This is a genomic window from Hydrogenophaga sp. PAMC20947, from assembly GCF_004795855.1.
In the GTDB taxonomy this organism is placed as follows: Bacteria; Pseudomonadota; Gammaproteobacteria; order Burkholderiales; family Burkholderiaceae_C; genus Hydrogenophaga.
Map to the genome: position 1 here is coordinate 2,186,229 of NZ_CP039252.1, position 14,330 is coordinate 2,200,558.

General features: G+C 56.7%; 16 protein-coding genes. 9 read left to right on the forward strand and 7 right to left on the reverse strand.

Features of this window, described 5'->3' with window-relative positions; translation table 11 throughout:
* Positions 1-174: 174 nt before the first annotated feature.
* The 5 genes from yjjJ (at position 175) to E5678_RS09720 (ending at position 6,078) form a co-directional block, all read left to right on the forward strand.
* On the forward strand, positions 175-1,503 hold the full coding sequence (gene yjjJ, locus E5678_RS09700; RefSeq protein WP_136178333.1) for a type II toxin-antitoxin system HipA family toxin YjjJ: 1,329 nt from the start codon (positions 175-177) through the stop codon (positions 1,501-1,503).
* A 29-nt stretch (positions 1,504-1,532) separates the two neighbouring features.
* Positions 1,533-3,407, forward strand: a complete 1,875-nt coding sequence (locus E5678_RS09705) for a glutamine--tRNA ligase/YqeY domain fusion protein (protein ID WP_136178334.1) — start codon at positions 1,533-1,535, stop codon at positions 3,405-3,407.
* Entirely contained in the window at positions 3,407-4,468 is a 1,062-nt protein-coding gene (locus tag E5678_RS09710; RefSeq protein WP_136178335.1) for a pentapeptide repeat-containing protein, read from the forward strand. The genes E5678_RS09705 and E5678_RS09710 overlap by 1 nt, the downstream gene beginning before the upstream one ends.
* Positions 4,465-5,154 carry a nucleotidyltransferase domain-containing protein gene (locus E5678_RS09715; protein ID WP_136178336.1) on the forward strand — a complete coding sequence of 230 codons (690 nt, stop codon included), beginning with the start codon at positions 4,465-4,467 and terminating at the stop codon, positions 5,152-5,154. The genes E5678_RS09710 and E5678_RS09715 overlap by 4 nt, the downstream gene beginning before the upstream one ends.
* 195 nt (positions 5,155-5,349) lie before the next feature.
* Positions 5,350-6,078: a phospholipase D family protein gene (locus tag E5678_RS09720; protein WP_136178337.1), complete on the forward strand. Its 729-nt coding sequence runs from the start codon at positions 5,350-5,352 to the stop codon at positions 6,076-6,078.
* 294 nt (positions 6,079-6,372) lie between these two features.
* Here the strand turns inward: E5678_RS09720 and E5678_RS09725 are convergent, their stop codons facing one another.
* Entirely contained in the window at positions 6,373-6,654 is a 282-nt protein-coding gene (locus E5678_RS09725; protein WP_210732018.1) for a hypothetical protein, read from the reverse strand.
* Between the two features lie 104 nt (positions 6,655-6,758).
* On the opposite strand from E5678_RS09725, the gene E5678_RS09730 reads away from it, so the two are divergent.
* On the forward strand, positions 6,759-7,274 hold the full coding sequence (locus E5678_RS09730) for a hypothetical protein (protein WP_136178338.1): 516 nt from the start codon (positions 6,759-6,761) through the stop codon (positions 7,272-7,274).
* A gap of 183 nt (positions 7,275-7,457) precedes the next feature.
* Positions 7,458-7,700 (forward strand): hypothetical protein, encoded by a 243-nt coding sequence (locus E5678_RS09735; protein ID WP_136178339.1) that lies wholly within the window; start codon positions 7,458-7,460, stop codon positions 7,698-7,700.
* Between the two features lie 53 nt (positions 7,701-7,753).
* Here E5678_RS09735 and E5678_RS09740 read toward each other — a convergent pair whose 3' ends face one another.
* The 4 genes from E5678_RS09740 to E5678_RS09755 form a co-directional block, all read right to left on the reverse strand.
* Positions 7,754-8,068: a 3'-5' exonuclease gene (locus tag E5678_RS09740; RefSeq protein ID WP_168708527.1), complete on the reverse strand. Its 315-nt coding sequence runs from the start codon at positions 8,066-8,068 to the stop codon at positions 7,754-7,756.
* 35 nt (positions 8,069-8,103) lie between these two features.
* Positions 8,104-8,343, reverse strand: coding sequence for a hypothetical protein (locus E5678_RS09745; RefSeq protein WP_136178341.1), 240 nt, complete (start codon positions 8,341-8,343; stop codon positions 8,104-8,106).
* 59 nt (positions 8,344-8,402) lie between these two features.
* Positions 8,403-9,119, reverse strand: a complete 717-nt coding sequence (locus E5678_RS09750) for an NYN domain-containing protein (protein ID WP_247596971.1) — start codon at positions 9,117-9,119, stop codon at positions 8,403-8,405.
* 71 nt (positions 9,120-9,190) lie between these two features.
* Positions 9,191-11,011 carry an NERD domain-containing protein/DEAD/DEAH box helicase gene (locus tag E5678_RS09755; protein WP_210732019.1) on the reverse strand — a complete coding sequence of 607 codons (1,821 nt, stop codon included), beginning with the start codon at positions 11,009-11,011 and terminating at the stop codon, positions 9,191-9,193.
* Between the two features lie 261 nt (positions 11,012-11,272).
* Here E5678_RS09755 and E5678_RS09760 point away from each other — a divergent pair, with 261 nt between their 5' ends.
* Positions 11,273-12,163, forward strand: a complete 891-nt coding sequence (locus E5678_RS09760) for a dienelactone hydrolase family protein (RefSeq protein ID WP_136178343.1) — start codon at positions 11,273-11,275, stop codon at positions 12,161-12,163.
* 107 nt (positions 12,164-12,270) lie between these two features.
* Here the strand turns inward: E5678_RS09760 and E5678_RS09765 are convergent, their stop codons facing one another.
* Together E5678_RS09765 and E5678_RS09770 are read right to left on the reverse strand one after the other, a co-directional pair.
* Entirely contained in the window at positions 12,271-12,438 is a 168-nt protein-coding gene (locus E5678_RS09765) for a hypothetical protein (protein ID WP_210732020.1), read from the reverse strand.
* Positions 12,439-12,549: 111 nt separating this feature from the next.
* A complete protein-coding gene (locus E5678_RS09770; protein WP_136178344.1) occupies positions 12,550-12,774 on the reverse strand; it encodes a hypothetical protein in 225 nt (74 codons plus the stop codon).
* Between the two features lie 673 nt (positions 12,775-13,447).
* On the opposite strand from E5678_RS09770, the gene E5678_RS09775 reads away from it, so the two are divergent.
* Complete coding sequence (locus E5678_RS09775) at positions 13,448-14,311, forward strand: c-type cytochrome (protein WP_136178345.1); 864 nt, start codon at positions 13,448-13,450, stop codon at positions 14,309-14,311.
* The last annotated feature ends 19 nt before the right edge of the window (positions 14,312-14,330 follow it).

Below are 14,330 nucleotides of genomic sequence, written 5' to 3' on the forward strand. Positions count from 1 at the left end.
GTGCACCCCACCCTCTGGGGCCACAACACCTTCCGGGCCCAACCCGACTGAATCCATTCACAAACCAGTCGATCGAATCCGGCGGCATCTGAAAATACGCCGATGGATCGCCACACTGATAGGGGTTTTGAATAAAATATCTATTCACAAAACCATTCAAACCAGCCTCACTCCATGACGGAAACCCTGCTCACCGCCTTGCGCCAACTCGGGGGCCAGGCCAGCAGCCCACAGCTCCAGCAGCGCCTGGCCATCAGCCAGCCCACGCTCTCGCGCTGGCTCGCGCCCTTGCTGGCCAGCGGCGAGGTGGTCGCCGTGGGCGCGGCGCGGGCACGGCGGTATGTGTGGCCGCGCGAGGTCGAAGGCGTGGGCCGCCAGGTGAGCATTCATGAAATCACGCCCGACGGCCAGCTGCGCCCCTTTGGCCAGCTCTACCCGCTCCCGGGCGGCGGCTTCTGGATGGACGAAGCCGACAAAGCCCACGGCAGCAGCGCCTTTCACGACAGCCTGCCCTGGTTTCTGTACGACATGCGGCCCCAGGGCTTTCTGGGCCGGGGCTTCGCCGCCGCCCATCCCATGCTCAGGCTCCCCCCCAACCTGCAGCACTGGAGCGACGACCACATCCTGAAAGCGCTGGTCAACGCGGGCGAAGATTTGCCGGGCAACCTCATCGTGGGCGCCGCCGCCTTCGACCGCTACCTCAACCTGCCCGCGCCGCAGCGCTGCCAGGCCCCGGTGGTACACGACCCCGCCGCCACTTACCCCGCCCTCGCCGCCCAGGCGCTCGGCCAAATTTTTGCGGGCTCGGGCGCGGGCGGAGAGCAGCCCAAGTTCAGCGCCGTGCGCGAGGGGCACCCCGTGTTGGTGAAGTTTTCGGCTGCGGGCGACAGCCCGGCCGACCAGCGCTGGCGCGACCTGTTGATGTGCGAAGCCCTGGCGCTGCGCACGCTGGCCGAAGCCGGCATCGCCTCGGCCCCCACCGCGCTGCACCAGGCCCAGGGCCGCGTGTTTCTGGAAAGCCGCCGCTTCGACCGCACGCCCCAAGGGCGCGTGGGCATGGTGTCGCTCGATGTGTATGACCGCCAGTACATCGGCCAGGGCACCAACTGGGTCGACACCGCCCAGCGCGTCGACCGCGCCGGCGCCGAACGCCTGAGCCCGGCCGATGTCGAAACCCTGTGCCTGCTCGATGCCTACGGCGCACTGATCGCCAACACCGACCGCCACCACGGCAACATCTCGCTGTTGCTGCGCAACGACCGCTGGCAGCTCGCCCCCGCCTACGACATGCTGCCCATGTTTTACGCCCCCGTGGCCGGCGAAATCGTGCCCCGCGATTTCAGCGCCCAGCCACCGCGCCCCAACGTGCACACCCTGGCCGTGTGGCCCCGCGCCCGCACGATGGCGCAAGCCTTCTGGCAAGCCGCCGCCGCCCATGAAGGCATCAGCAGCGGCTTTCGCGCCACAGCCCTCGCCAACGCCCAAGCATTGCCCTCGCTCTGAACACCCCCCCGCCCCCTAGAATGCTTCACATGAGCTCCAACACCCCCAGCCACACCGCCAACAACGGCCACAAAAATAACGCTGCCGACGCCTCTGGCGACGGCGAGCACAAGGTCAGCAACTTCCTGCGCCAGATCATTGAAAAAGACCTCGCGCAAGGCACCTACGCCGAGCGCCGCTGGGCGGGCGTTCCCGGTGGGGCCGACATTCAAGGCAAGGGCCAGCCAGACCCCGCCAAGATCCGCACCCGCTTCCCCCCCGAGCCCAACGGCTACCTGCACATTGGCCACGCCAAAAGCATCTGCATCAACTTCGGCCTGGCCGAGGAATACGGCGGCGTGTGCCACCTGCGCTTTGACGACACCAACCCCGAAAAAGAAGACACCGAATACGTCAACAGCATCATCGATGCCGTGAAGTGGCTGGGCTTCAGCTGGAACGGCGAGCCGGGCAAAGCGAACACCGAAGCCCTGCCCTACCAGGCCAGCGACTATTTCGATTTCATGTTTGAGTGCGCGCTGTATTTGATCGGCGCCGGCCTGGCCTATGTGGACGAGCAAACCAGCGAAGAAATGCGCCTCAACCGCGGCGACTTCAACACCCCCGGCAAAGACAGCCCCTTCCGCGCCCGCACCCCCGCCGAAAACCTCACCCGTTTTCAGGAAATGCGCGATGGCAAGCACGAAGACGGCTCCATGGTCTTGCGCGCAAGAATAGACATGGCCTCGCCCAACATCAACCTGCGCGACCCCGCCATCTACCGCGTGCGCCGCGCCACCCACCACAACACCGGCGACAAATGGTGCATCTACCCGATGTACACCTTTGCCCACCCGATTGAAGACGCGCTCGAGCAAATCACCCACAGCCTGTGCACGCTCGAATTCGAAGACCAGCGCCCGTTTTACGACTGGTTGTTGGAAAAATTGTGCGAAGGCGGCCTCTTCGCCAGCCCGCCCCCGCGCCAATACGAATTCGCCCGCCTCAACCTCACCTATGTGATCACCAGCAAGCGCAAGCTCGCCCAGCTCGTGTACGACAACAAGGTCAACGGCTGGGACGACCCGCGTTTGCCCACCATCGTGGGCCTGCGCCGCCGCGGCTACACGCCCGAGAGCCTGAAGCTCTTTGCCGAGCGCATTGGCGTGACCAAGAGCGATTCGTGGATCGACTACGCCACGCTGGAAGGCTGCCTGCGCGAAGACCTGGAAAACAAAGCCCACCGCGGCATGGCCGTGCTCGACCCGGTCAAGTTGGTGCTCACCAACTGGGCAGAAGTCTTCGGCAGTGACGATTACACCGAAACCTGCGAACAACCCGCCCTGCCCCACAGTGCCATTGCGGAGGGCACCGAGCCGCCACCCGCCCGCCAATTCCAGATTGGCAAAGAAGTGTGGATCGAGCGCGAAGACTTTGAAGAAGTGCCGCCCAAGGGCTACAAACGCCTCTTTCCAGGCAATGTCGTTCGCCTCAAAGGCGGCTACGTGATCGAGTGCATTGGCGCTGGCGCCAAGACCGAGGAAGGCCAAGTGATCGAGGTACACGCCAAAGTGATCGCCAACACCAAGAGCGGTACAGCTGGCGCCGACAGCGTGAAAGCCAAAGCCGCCATCACCTGGGTGAGCGTGGCCGACGGCGTGCAAGCCGAAGTGCGCCTGTACGACCGCCTGTTCTCAGACCCGAATCCCGATGCGGGCGGGAAGGATTTCATTGAAGCGCTGAACCCTGACAGCTTGAAGGTCGTCACCGCGTTCGTGGAGCCTTCGCTGGCTTTGGCCCAGCCCGATCAGAAGTTCCAGTTTGAGCGGTTTGGGTATTTTGTGGCCGACCGGGTGGACCATGTGGCGGGTAGCAAGCCTGTTTTTAATCGGGTGACGGGGTTGAAAGACAGCTGGGGAAAGTGATGGCAACCAAACCACGACTGAACAGCAGCTCCAAGCGAGAGAGAAGCTATTGGGATCCCGTCTATAACCCAGGAAAAATCACTTCAAATTTTATTGAATTCGACTGGAATACACAAAACTTCCCATCAATTAGCAAAGCCGTTTGCCATTCAGATCAGCTAAAAACAAAGGTTGGCCAGTACGCATGGCACACAATCATCAACACAATCTTTGAAACTTGCGATTTCGAGGGCACCTTCGACTTCATAAATCTAACCTTCAGAAATTGCACATTCAAGAATTGCGACTTCAAGACAGCGATATGGAATGATGTGAAATTTTCTCAATGCACATTTGACGTAGCCTCCATATCCACATCAAAATTCATTGACTGTCAGTTTAATCAGTGTGCCTGGAAGAAAATTGGCATCTCATCAAATGAAATGCGATTTACAAAAACAATAATAACTAATCCGCATAGTTTTATTAGAGCCGCATCTACAAACATGGACAAGGATCTCCTAAGTCAATTTAGTACATCCCCCGACTACCAAAGATATCGCCTCGAAGGCACAAAATCGAAGGTTGCTCGAATGTTGCTCACCAGCATTCAAGATCAAGGTGATGACGATGCATACTTTGAAGCTGTAAAAGCGCACACCACCCAAGCACTAAAAGCAAAAATATCAAATCAAGAATTCCAACGAAAGCAGTCAAAATCCGTTTCACGGAAATTGCTTCATGGTGGAATTGAAATTGCACTTCAACTCGAGCGCGCAGTAACACAAATATCAGGGTCAATAAATGGATGGGGAGGAAAGCTTGGTAGAGCGATTGTCGCGGGAATAATATTGATGTCGATTTTTGGAATAATCTACTCAATTACTGGCACCTTCCAAGGCATTCCTCAATCTATTCTAGCAGCGATAGAGATCACTCTCTTAGTTGGGTATACAAAATATGCATCATTGACCAGCTCTCTACCTATGCAATCACTAATTGCTGTCAATATGCTTCTTGGCTTATGGTGGTACACAATATTCGTGCCAACAATAATAAACCAAGTAAATAGAATAAAATGATTAACATTTCATCCCTCATCATTTACGGCAGTTGCGCAAGAGGCACCAATACATCCACGTCAGATGTTGATCTATTATCGATCACATCGGAAGGGGAGTACCGAATGGTTGTGCAAAACAAGATTAATCTTGCCCTTTACCCAAGAAGTCTAGCTATAAAGATGGCAAAGAACGGTGAGCTCTTCATGCTACATATTGTCCGAGAGGGTCGCCCATTAATTGACTTCAACAACGATTTTGAGTTTTTACAAAGTAATTTCGAGTTCAAAAAATCCTATAGCAAAGAAATTGAGGACGCTACGAATCTCGGCGGTGCGATTCTCCAGTTCGGCTCAAATGTAAAAAATAAATCATTGGTCAACAAAAGACTGGCTTGGTGCGTCAGAACCATCACTATCGCCAAGGCAGCCGAACAAAAACTTTCCATATTTTCGGCCGTTGGTCTGAGTGAGTTCCTTCATGACAAATCGATATTAGATCTCATTGAGAACAAGAACAACCTCTCTGAAACTCCAAAAATTATGAAGAAGTTCGAAAAATTTCTTCATACTCATGGAAGCTCTACCAGAATCCTCTCAGCCAATTCCCTACTAGAGTATAAGTCGCTATTCAACACAAATTCGAACATCGTCGGATCGAAGACAATTGATGCATTCATCAGCGATAGAGAGTTTGACACCTACTAATCACATTTCATCCAGAATCCGCGGCTTCATAATTTATGAAGCCAGAAGCATTATTGAAAAAATTAGATTATTAATATGAGTGAATTTTTGCATTTTGCCTCTTGAATATTATTTAAAATAAAACTCAAGGTAGATACATGGGGAACTAATAAAGGTTAGTTTGATTTAATTTTCAGATAAGGAGGAAACCAATAAATGGCAAAATTCTTAACGACCACTGGCACCAACTACCAACTGGAAGAGTTGATCAAAGGTGCATCTGAAAGGCTGATTCTGATCAGCCCGTTTCTCAAGCTCAACGACCGCATGAAGGAGTTGCTGGAGGACAAGAACCGCCTGAAGATTGATGTGCGCATCGTCTACGGCAAAAGCGAGTTGCAGCCACAGGAAATTGAATGGCTGCGCGGGCTCAGCTTCGTGCGCACCAGTTTCTGCAAGAACCTGCACGCCAAGTGCTACATGAGCGAAGAGCTCTGCATCATCACCAGCCTGAACCTGTATGAGTTCAGCCAGGTGAACAACAACGAGATGGGCGTGCTGATCCAGCGCAGCGAAGACGGCCAGCTCTACAAAGACGCCTACGAAGAAGCCCAGCGCATCATCCGCATCAGCGATGAAGTGCGCATTTCGCTGGAGCGCGTCTCTGCAACCGCTGCCGCGACCACTGCGCCGACCGCTACAGAGTCCGAGAAGGACAGCGAAACAGAAAGCAGCGGCGACAAGCTCACCTCATCAAAAATCGCCGCCAAGCTGGGCATGAAAACCGCCCAGTTTCTGGATCGCGCAGCATCGCAAGGCTTCTTGGCACAGGAAGGCGACAAACACGTGATGACCCCCAAGGGCGAACAAGCAGGCGTCGAGTTCGTGGCCAAGTCCCGCTTCGGCCCCTACTTCCTCTGGCCGCAGGATTTTCATCCGGTTTGACATCATTCATCAATATCAAATGCACGACTGAAGGTTCTACGATGGAAGTTGCGGAGATAGAGGATCAAGATTGGCAGCGACTCCCTGCACCTTGGGTTTCAGAAAAAAGCAATATTACAAACCTAGTCGTCCGGGTACGTCCTTCGCAGAGATGGCGACGGGTGTATCTGTATTCAGGAGAGCAGGGATCAACAATAAATGGGAAGAAAATGTTCTGCTACGTAAAGACCAAGGACGACATTTGGACTGAGGTTGTTCTTCCTAGTGGGGTTTATCCATAGAAAGTCCTTGGGGTCAGATACCGTCTTGAAAGTCAAGCCGATTCCCCAAGAAAGTGGCATCAAACACGGTGCGTGACTTGAGCACCCCGTAGATCTGGCGGATCAACTTGTGCATGCAAGCCGCGATCACCGCCTTGGGTGCCAGGCCATCGGCTTTGAGGCGCTCGGCGAACACTTTCATCAACGGGTTGTATTTCAGCGCCACCATCGCGGGCTCGAAGTGCGCGTAATAATTGAGGTTAGACTCGAATTGTTCTACAACAAACTTTACCTTCGATATAGGGGCAATTTTCATCAAAGATACCTATAGACCCGACATTCTCAGCATGAACTTTTCCAAATCTGATACGGGAAAAAATTTATGATAAAAAACCTCTTCAGCTGCTACCTCGCAAGAGCATGAAATCCAATAGCTCATTGAAACTATATTTCGGCTTGTTTTGCTGCTTGACGCTGCTGGGAATTTTTACCAAACAGTGGATGGGCGAAGGTGATATCCCGAATCTTGATGAGCTTCACCAAATTGAGGGAAAGATTGAAACCGTCTGGGCTTCTGGAAAATATGGCAATACGATCAGAATCAAGCTGGAAAATGATCCCAGATATTTCGTGTACGGTTCAATTTCGGGAGAGATTGGATTGGTAAAGAGGCTAGCTCTAGTCGGATCAACTGCAAAACTGAATTTTCGCCCTTCAAATACACACACTCCCATATTTGACGACAATACATACCACACAATATATCAACTCACGATCGACGAAAAGCTCGTACGGGCTTACAGCCAAATAGCTCGTAAATATAGAGAAAACGCATCAGGCAGTGGAAGATTCGCCATCATTTTGGCGATCCTCGCATTTTCCATTTTTAGATCAATCGTTAAAGAAACGCGCACTCGGGGTCGGATACCGTCTTAAAAGTCAAACCGATTACTTGAGAAAGTGATATCAAACGCGGTGTGAGATCTGAGCACACCGCAGAAAATTGGGTGCAGATTCTAATTGAATAATTGAGGTCAGACTCTAATTAATTTGCATGATGTACACCCCAACTTAAAACTGACAACGGCCGCCCTCGCACAACACTCAATTCCTTAGATCATGAATACGCAAAAGCTGCTCTATGGCATTGCAGGAGGTCTGATTGCTTTCCCCTTTGGACTTGCCGTTGGCGGTTACATGGTAGAAGCTGAGTTCTGGGTGTCTCTGATGGGAATAGAATGGGTAGCCTACAAGTCAGCCGTTTCGGGCGTTGTAATGATTGGTTTTGCCCTCGGCATTTCTCTCTGTTCTCAAACAGGAAAAGCTCCAACTAAGGAGGACCAAGTAGACTCTTTTTACTAGGGAATCAGAAAATCCAAGCAGAGAATTGGGGTCAGACTCCAATTGCCTGAAGTTCACGCTACAAATCGCGTCGCAAACTGCCCATCCCCACTCAAGCCAATGATCAGCCGCTGCGTGGCCCGGGTCGCCCCCACATAAAACAGCCGCGCTTCATCTTTCTCGCTCTGGTTCGCCGCAGGCATGTGGCCCACGCCCACCAGCGCCACCACCGGAAACTCCAGCCCTTTGCTCACGTGCATGGTCAAGACCTTGATGGTGTCGGCGGCGGGGTAGAAGGTGCCTGAGCCTTTGCGCACATGGTGCGGCAGGCCGTGCTGTTTCAGCGCCCTGCCGCAGGCTTCCATCTCGCTCCATGTGCGGCAGATCATGGCCTTTTCGCCCACTAATTGGCTTCCCGGTGCGCTCAATCCACCTTCTCCCATTTGTTATTCGGATTGCTGTAGAGAAACGGTGCGCCGCCTTCACGACTGGTTGGTTTAACCAAGAGTCGAAATCGTGAGCCGACAGGAGCCGATTCGCGCATAGCCCGCGAGCATTCGACACGCATGCCCGTAGGAAACTCCTGACCATCGACCGGGCGCACGCGAACCTTCGCCGATGACGATTCGCCGCCCGAATAGAACGTCTCAACAATCACGTACACAAGGCCTCCTTCGAGATCAAATAGCTAGAGTCATCGCAAAGAAACGTCTTCGCAAGGGGTCAGCGAACAACTCGCTTCATTCGAATCTGCATGTTGTTCAGCACAACCCCGTCGGGTCGACTGAACGGCACATCTTTTGTCTCAACGTAGCCCAAAGCCCGCACCAGATCGCTCAGTTTCTTGAATCCAAAGTTGCGGGCATCGAAAGATGGGTCAATTTTTCCGATGTAACTACCCACGCCTCCCAGCGGCGCCCAACCGTCTTCTCTCGCATTCGCATCTATCGCAGCGATCACCAGTGGTTGAAGCTCCGCAAGCTCAGTTGTGGGCTCTGCACTGGGCTCGGCCTCAGGTGTTTCCACAGGCTTTTGTTTAAGAATTTCCGTATAGATGAACTTGTCGCAGGCTGCCACAAAAGGCTCTGGCGTGTGGCGCTCCCCGAATCCATATACAGCCAAGCCGGCCTCACGAATTCGAGTGGCCAGGCGCGTGAAGTCGCTGTCAGATGACACCAAGCAGAAACCATCAACGAGACCCGCGTGCAGCACGTCCATTGCGTCGATGATGAGCGCCGAGTCCGTCGCGTTCTTGCCTGTCGTGTAGCGGAACTGCTGCATCGGCTGGATCGCGTTGGCGTGGAGCACGTTCTTCCACTGCTGCAAATTGGGCGTTGTCCAGTCGCCATAAGCCCGCTTGATGGTGGCGGTGCCGTAGCGCGACACTTCCGACATGAGCTCGTGGACCAGCGATGCCTGCGCGTTGTCGGCGTCGATCATCACCGCCAGCCGCTCGTTGTTTGGCTTTGTTGCCATCTGCGTTTTCTCCCCTTTTGTATTTTTCGAATCGATCAGGCCGCGAAGCGGTTCGCAAACTGCCCATCCCCACTCAAGCCAATGATCAGCCGCTGCGTGGCCCGGGTCGCCCCCACGTAAAACAGCCGCGCTTCGTCTTTTTCATTCTGGTTCGCCGCCGGCATGTGGCCCACGCCCACCAGCGCCACCACCGGAAACTCCAGCCCTTTGCTCACGTGCATGGTCAACACCTTGATGGTGTCGGCGGCGGGGTTGAAGGTGCCTGAGCCTTTGCGCACCTGGTGCGGCAGGCCGCGCTGCTTCAGCGCCCGGCCGCAGGCCTCCATCTCGCTCCACGTGCGGCAGATCATGGCCATGTCGCCCCAGGCGTGGCCTTCCTGGTGGGCGGCGCTGAGCTGGTCCACCATTTGCGCCACTTCTTCGTGCAGGCTGGGCAGGCGAATGATGATGGGCGCTTCGCCATCGCGCCCGCCGCTCACGGGCTTGAGCAGCGGAATGCCGTCTTCGTCTTTATCTTCGGCGGTCAACAGCTCAGCGGCGATCAAGTTGGCCGTTTGCAAAATCTGCCGGGTGTTGCGGTAGTTGATCTTGAGGATGGTGGTGCGCCCCTGAGCCTGTATGCCCACGCTCTTGAAGCTGAACTGTTTGCTGCGGCTTCGCTCGTAAATGCTTTGCGCATCGTCGTAGAGCACGAGCAGGCTGTTGGTCGTGGGGTCAACCATTTGCGTCACGAGCTTGAGCCATTCGGGCGCGAAATCGTGGCCTTCGTCGATGAGCACGGCCTGGTATTGCCCGCTGGGGATCTGCTTGCGGTCCACGCCTTCGATCACGCGCTGCACCATGTCGTCGAAGAAGACATTCTTCGGCAGGTTGTTCGCCGGCAGGGTCTGCCCAAACGCCACCAGTTGATCGCGGCACCATTTGTGGAAATGCCGGGCGTGCACCTGGGCTGCCAGGCCTTTGGCCTCCATCACGCTCGCCAGCTTCACGGCCAGCGGCTCGTTGTAGCAAAGAATGAGAATGGGCTTGCTTGCCGCCGTGTGCGCCTTGGCCAGGTATTCGGCGCGGTAGCCCAGCACCATGGTTTTGCCCGACCCCGCCACGCCATGGATCACCCGGTGTCCATCGCCCAGACTGCGTGCCAGCTGCTCTTGCTGCAGGTCCATCACGCGCATGATGCTGGGCATTTCGGCTTCGGGGTCGTTGTCATCAAACAGGCTGCCCTGATCTGGCACCCGCACTTCAGGAAACATGTTCCAGCGGGCGCGGTCAATCTGCGGCAATGACATCACGCTGCCAAACGCATGGGGAAACATGTTCCACAGGCGCTGCTGGAAGGCTTCAACGTCGACCGATTCCGTCATCTCGTCGGAACAGATCACGTAATGCGGCTCAATGGCCTCACCCAGGCCCGCCATCTCGAATTGCTTGCGGGTGATGCGCGTGAACACCACGCCATGGCCCCAAGGGAAGGCCAGCTTGCCTTGGTGGGCGCCGCGGGGCTGAACCAGCTGGGGGTCGCGCTCCAGCGCGTTGACCACCTGAATCGCGCAATGGCGGGCCTGCGCCAAGGGGTTGATCACCACCTTGGCCTGGCCATCGGGCGTTATCTCCCACATCTGCCGCGTGGCCCGCTGCACCGTCTCCAGGCGCCAGTCTTTGGTTTCCAGAATCAGCAAGCCGCGGCGCGGATGCAAAACCACAAAATCGGGGTGCGTTTGTTTGGGACCAATGGGCACGTCGTACCAAAGCAGATAGTCGTCATCCAGCTTTTGTTCCAGCCGCTCGGCCAAGCGCCGCTCCCCGCTGGTCATGCGAGAAACACAACTGCCCAATGCCGGTATCAGCGTCGCCATCCCTTGAGAATCCCTGTAACGAGAAGTTATCAGCGCAGTTTGCCAAAGAAACGCCCACGATAGTGCAGCACCCTGTCACATCTGGCAACATTTTGACGACGTGACGCTGAAACTCAAGGTTCATCGGGCTCAGATTCCAGGTTGGCATCGGAACCTTGTGCCCCACCGAGGCTCAACAGCTAAGCCTGTGCAGCTGGGTGCGTTATTTTCCTTGCGGCATGCTGTGTGGCTCGATCATCAACCCGTTGTGAAGGAATCCCCATGCCCCGACTCACCGCTGCCGATTTCGACCAGGAACTGCTCATCTTGTTTGACGCCTATGTGCATGGCGACCTGTCCCGCCGGGGGTTTCTGGACCGCGCGGGCAAGTTCGCGGTGGGCGGCATGACGGCGGCTGGCTTGCTGGCCGCGCTCAGCCCCAACTTTGCCGCCGCGCAAGTGGTGCCCAAAGACGACGCACGGATCTCCACCGAGGTGGTGGACGTGCCCTCACCGTCGGGCTATGGCAGCTTGAAGGCCTATGTGGCCAAGCCCGCTGGCGCCACGGGCAAGCTGCCCAGCGTATTGGTGATCCATGAAAACCGGGGCCTGAACCCGCACATTGAAGACATCACGAGGCGCATTGCGCTCGAAGGCTACCTGGCACTCGCGCCCGATGCGCTGGCGCCCCTGGGCGGCTACCCTGGCGACGAAGACAAGGCCCGAGCCCTGTTTGCCACGCTCGACCAGAGCAAGACCCGGCAAGACATGCTGGCTTCGGCCAAGGCGCTCATGGGCCGCGCCGACAGCACCGGTCGCGTGGGCGTGGTGGGGTTCTGCTATGGCGGTGGCATTGCCCACATGCTGTCCACCCAGATACCCGATCTGGCCGCGGCCGTGCCTTACTACGGCAACCATCCACCAGCCGAAGACGCGGCCAAGGTGAAGGCGCCGTTGCAGATTCACTTTGCCGGTGTGGACGACCGCATCAACAACGCCTGGCCCCCCTACGAGGCTGCCCTGAAGGCGGCGGGTGTGCGCCATGAGGCGCACCAGTATCCGGGCACCCAGCACGGCTTCAACAACGACACCACCCCCCGTTTTGACGCCGCCGCCGCCGAACTGTCATGGGGACGGACCATGGGGTTTTTCAAAGAACATTTGAAGGGGTGAAGGCAGCAGGGGTTTCGGTGTCGGGTCCCCGGGTTTCCAACCAGCCACTGAGCGAGCCGCGCAACAGAGCGGCAAGCTTGGGCTGACGCGGGTTTTGGCCATCGGGCTCAGATACCGTCTTGAAAGTCAAGGCGAGCTCTCGATAGATGCGCATCAAACGCGGTGCGTGACTTGAGCACACCGCAGATCTGGCGGATCCGCTTGTGCATGCAAGCGGCAGTCACCGCCTTGGGTGCCAGCCCGTCGGCTTTGAGCCGTTCTGCGAACACTTTCATCAGTGACTTCGCGCGGCGAACAGCGGGAGCCAACTTTGGTGGACGATGTGGACCGGCGGGCTTTGCTGGATGTGTTGGGCTCGGGCCTGGAGCGCTTCAATAGCTTCAGGCTTATTCCTCTCCAGGCTCATCCAGCTCGATTTTTCCTTCGTCCACGTAACGCTGGAAGTCGGCAACGGGAATGGCTGTGGAGCCATGTGTATCGCCCTCCACCCAGCTCAAGGTGACGTCGAGTTCTGTGATCGCCACCTCCACAGGCCCTTCGCGAATCTCCATGGCTTGGCCGTCGCCCTCGCGGTATTCGATGGTTCCCACAATGCGTGCAGTTTGAGTCATCGGTGTTCCCTTGAATGGTTCGTGAACCGTGCATTTCAGTATGCCCCGGTTGCCCATCCCATGCAAACCAGCACCAGCTCCCTGCGCCAGGCCTTGGGTCCCGGGACCGGGGTCATCGGGATCGGGGCAGGTCTTGGTGTTCAGCCCGAAACTTCTCACCGGTCGAAAAAAACTTACCCCCACCGCCTGTGGGTGGACTTGTGGATAAGCTTGTTCACAAGCCGTCAAACCCTTGCGCCTGCTGGCTTTGCGAGCGGTGCTTAAATATTGAGCAGTGCCACGCCAACCCAACCTGGGGCCTTGGGGGTGTGGTAAGCGTAATGGAGCCGGCTTTCGCTCCACCCCATCTTTCAAGGCACGGTGTGCATCACAGGGAAGTCGGAGTGCGTCCGCTCAAGCTTTTCGTGCCCGCACGCCGGCTCTCCCGCTTGAAGGGCTGACCATGAACGTCAGACTCCAACGTTCACCGTCACCCGATGGCGAGACAGTTGCGCCGCCTAGGTCTCCAGCCACATGGCACGGCGCCTTTGAAACGGCCTCCGCGCTCAAGGTTCGACAAACCCTGTCGTCCGACACAAAGGTGCAGTTGAAGCTTTTTGCCAGAAAGCACATAATTTCGTCCGGGCCAACGCCAGGGTTTTGTCTGGCGCTCTCAGCGCAAGGTGCAACTGTCATGAAGCTCCTGAAATGGATCCTGCCGACCCTGCTGGTTTGCCACGGTGGCGCCCTTTGGGCGCAGCAAAACACCGCCTTGGTGGAACGCGGGAAATACCTGGTCAACGGCGTGGTGGCTTGCGGCAACTGCCACTTTCCCCGCGGCGACAAAGGGCAGCCGCTGTTTGAAAAGGGCCTATCGGGCGGCATGCCCTTCGACGAGCCCGGGTTCAACGCCATTGCCGCCAACATCACGCCAGATCCGGAAACGGGCATTGGCCGGTGGACCGATGCCGAACTGGCCAAGGCGATTCGCGAAGGCGTTCGGCCTGATAAAACCATCATTGGCCCGCCGATGCCGATGGGTTTTTACCGCAACATCTCAGACGACGATCTCGCGGCGATCATTGCCTATTTGCGTGCGCAACCACCGGTCAAACATGCGGTGGCCAAGTCCACCTACCGCATGCCCTTGCCGCCCAGTTACGGCCCCCCCGTCATGCATGTGAAAGCGCCGCCGCTGGCGAACAAGCAAAAGTACGGTGAGTACCTGGCCAATGTGGGTCACTGCATGGAGTGCCACACGCCGCGCAACGACAACGGCATGCTGGAACTCAACCAGCTGGGGGCTGGCGGACAGGTGTTCCCCGGGCCATGGGGCGAAAGCGTTTCACGCAACCTCACCCCGCATGCCACCGGCCTGAAGGGCTGGACCGACGTCCAGATTGCCACGGCCATTCGCGACGGCATGGACAAGAGTGGCCACCCCCTCAGGCCGCCCATGGGCTATGGCTTCTACAAGAGCATCAACGACGCCGATATGGGCGCGCTCATCGCTTACTTGCGTTCGCTGCCGCCGCAGGCCACGGTGGCGAAGAAATAGTGGGGTGGTGGCTGCGAGC